This window comes from Limnofasciculus baicalensis BBK-W-15, from assembly GCF_024178385.1.
GTDB lineage: Bacteria > Cyanobacteriota > Cyanobacteriia > Cyanobacteriales > Coleofasciculaceae > Limnofasciculus > Limnofasciculus baicalensis.
In genome coordinates this window covers 1-2,984 of sequence record NZ_JAMZMM010000540.1, presented here as the reverse complement: position 1 = coordinate 2,984, position 2,984 = coordinate 1, and the positions used below count along the sequence as shown (strand labels likewise).

Annotated in this window: 2 protein-coding genes and 1 pseudogene; all 3 read right to left on the bottom strand. The window is 40.5% G+C overall.

Annotated features, from left to right (window positions below; all coding sequences use genetic code 11):
* Window positions 1-161: 161 nt before the first annotated feature.
* On the bottom strand, window positions 162-1,568 hold the full coding sequence (locus tag NJ959_RS27850; protein ID WP_254015015.1) for an ABC transporter substrate-binding protein: 1,407 nt from the start codon (window positions 1,566-1,568) through the stop codon (window positions 162-164).
* Window positions 1,569-1,593: 25 nt separating this feature from the next.
* Window positions 1,594-2,589 carry a PstS family phosphate ABC transporter substrate-binding protein gene (locus NJ959_RS27845; protein ID WP_373693726.1) on the bottom strand — a complete coding sequence of 332 codons (996 nt, stop codon included), beginning with the start codon at window positions 2,587-2,589 and terminating at the stop codon, window positions 1,594-1,596.
* 65 nt (window positions 2,590-2,654) lie between these two features.
* Window positions 2,655-2,984 (bottom strand): annotated as a pseudogene (locus NJ959_RS27840) (serine/threonine protein kinase); the annotation flags it as partial.

Sequence of the window (2,984 nt, the reverse complement as noted above, 5' to 3'; positions counted from 1 at the left end):
GCTGGCTGGGGAAGCTGCCATGATAGAGACGGCAAGATGGCATTTCAATATTAATTCAAACTTGTTATAAGTAAATAGCCTGAAAACCCCGTGTCTTTAGACCGGGGAGTGTCAAGTAAAATACAATATATTTGACGGGGCAGGGGTAAAATCTTGACCCTTCAAGGAATTGGCACAAAATCATAGCCAAAACTGGAACGGGAACCTTTAACGATCTTAACTAACTGAACCCCCTGATTGCGATCGCCTGATGGTAAAAACCGAATCCCGCCACCAGCCCCCTCAGCAGAAAAGTCTGAGGCTAACAGCGCCGTTTGTACTCCTTTCCTGGTTGGATTACGCCCAATTCCTGCAATTAAAGCTTTCGCTGCATCATAAGCCATGGCTGTGCGCCAATTCACCTCAGCACCCCAAAGTTGAGAAGCTGCTTTGGGAAATTCTGCCTTGGGGCTTGCCAAAATATGCCAGGGAATTGCGACTACCATATTTATCGCTGCTTCTCTGCCAATTTGCAATGTTTTGGGCGCATAGACATCATCTCCCCCTAAAAGACTGAGCTTTGTATCATTTACCTGAATTACTTGCAATGCCTTATCAAGGGTATCAGTATTTGAGGCTAACATTAGTACTTGTGCCCCACCTTTAATTGCCTGATTAAAGTTTTGGGCTGGATCGAAATTCGGACTAGATAAATCAAATTCACTAATAACTTGTCCCCCTCCCAAAGCCACTGCCGTGACAAACTCCGATTTCAGAGACTGACTATAACCACTTTGGGAATTAAAGAAAACTGCGACATTTTTCTCCTTTAATTTTTGCAGCATATAATCAGCCAAGGCTCTCGCCGCCACATAATCACTGGGAAGAGTACGAAAAACGTAACTGCTTGCACGAGAAAGTTTTACTGATGAGCTAGTTGGAGAAATTACTACTAGTTGCCCTGATTCATAACTATTGACTGTGGCTAAAGTAACATCGCTAGCATAATGGCCAACAACTCCCAATATTTCTGCGTTTTTCACAAAAGCTTCTGCCACTTGTTTCGCTACATCCGGCACATTATCATCATTAGCAATTAACACTTTAAGGGGAATACCCTTAATCCCACCCGCGAGATTAACTTCATTTTGGGCTTGGGCAACACCCCGCAATATCTCCTTAGCACTATTTACATCAGAAGTAATGGGAACAGAAACAGCAATACTGTAGGATTTCTGATTGCCAATGCGAGCATTATTCAGATAAATCAGAATTTCTGGATCGTTGGGAGTGCGTTTGATTGCAGTTTCCAGTTTAGAGACAGCTTCGGTATAATTTTTAGATGCAATCGCCTTAATTCCCGCTTGTTTTTCTGGCGTTGCTTCTGTAGGAATTAAGAGTTTATCTCCACCACTGATACGCTCTTGTATTGGCTGATTAGATGTAGATGAGTTGGGAGCTGTTGAATCTGAATTATTTGTTTTGGGTGGCTGTATCATAATCCTACCAAACCATACTCCACCTACCACTAGCGCTAAGGTAACGCCTAATGCAAGTAAAAGTACTGTAGTTTCGTTTTTTTGTGACATACACTATTAACCTGTTTATAACATCTCATCTGACTTTAACGAATCCGACTTTTTCAATTAATAGTTGTGCCTCATTCGTTAACAACCAATTGGCATAGGCTTCTCCTCCTTGCTGTTGGATAGCATTGTTTTCCATAATAATTACAAATAATTTGCGGGTAATGGGATACTCACCTGTTTTAAAAGCACTAGCGTTGAGAGAGTTACGCTGATTTGGGCATTTTTCTGGAGGGACAAATGGTTCTTTATAGGGAGGGATAATTTGCTGAGATTGGTTAATTAATGGCAAAGGATTCACCTGACATTGACCAACTACTTCTGGTGCAGATGCGTAGTAAATACCGCCGATATTTTTAGCTACTTTTTGCAACCCATCAGTTGTAGAGTAAACATATTCAACATTCTCACCAAACTCTTCTTTCTGCAAAACATTTTCTACAAAAAATTCTACTGTACCAGCATCTTCTTTACGGCGCGAGTAGGGGATAATTTTTAGATCTATTCCTCCAACTTGATTCCAATTAGTAATTTGACCAGTATAAATTTGTTTGAGTTGCTCTACTGTCAATCCGGGAAGCTTAAGCTGGGGATTAATGGCGATCGCAATTCCATCAATTGCCACTGGAATTTCTTTAAGACTAAACCCTTTTTGTTGAGCAGTTTGTTGTTCTTCTGGTTTAATTGAACGAGAAGATTGAGAAAAATCTAACTGATTATTTAATAGCATTTCAATACCAGTACCGGAACCAGGCTTCTTAATTGGATGATCCGTATAGCGGAGTTGAAACTGAGGGCATATTTTCTGAATCACAGGATCGACATCTCGTCGAATTGGTGCCCAAGTAGTACTGCCTCCGTAATTAAATAATCCAGTGGGAAAATTTTTACAATTTGCTGAATTCCCTGAATTTTTTTCTGGACTCAATTTATATAACAAAATCATGCAAACTACTATTCCCAGCGTCCCAAAGAGGGTTAGAATTAGCAGCGTAATTTCTTTCAAGGGGTTTCGGGAGGACATAAAGAGTTAAAAACTACAGAGATTGCTTTACTACCATTTATAATATTAATCATCGCAATAACTATTCATAGTAACCGAGATAACAATAAATAAATCAAACGAAAAAGGGCGGTAACCGCGATCGCGCCTGCTCCTGCTAAAACTCCCACTACCATAACTAATGGTAATTCTAGCCCAACTCGCAAGGCGGGGAGTAGTAGCATCAGAGCCAGAGTGATGACAGCAATAATTGGCAAATCCTTACCTTCAATCAAGCGGCGATATTGGACAAAAATCAGTCCACCCACAATCCCACCTAATAATCCCATACTAATTCCAGAAATACCCAAAAAACTCTTAAGTGCAATAAATATTAAACCACCTTCAAATCCTGTAAAAGCCGCGCTACCTAACAT

Coding starts and splice junctions, on each gene's coding strand:
- NJ959_RS27850 (WP_254015015.1), bottom strand. CDS start 1,568: ATGTCACAAAAAAACGAAACTACAGTACTTTTACTTGCATTAGGCGTT.
- NJ959_RS27845 (WP_373693726.1), bottom strand. CDS start 2,589: ATGTCCTCCCGAAACCCCTTGAAAGAAATTACGCTGCTAATTCTAACC.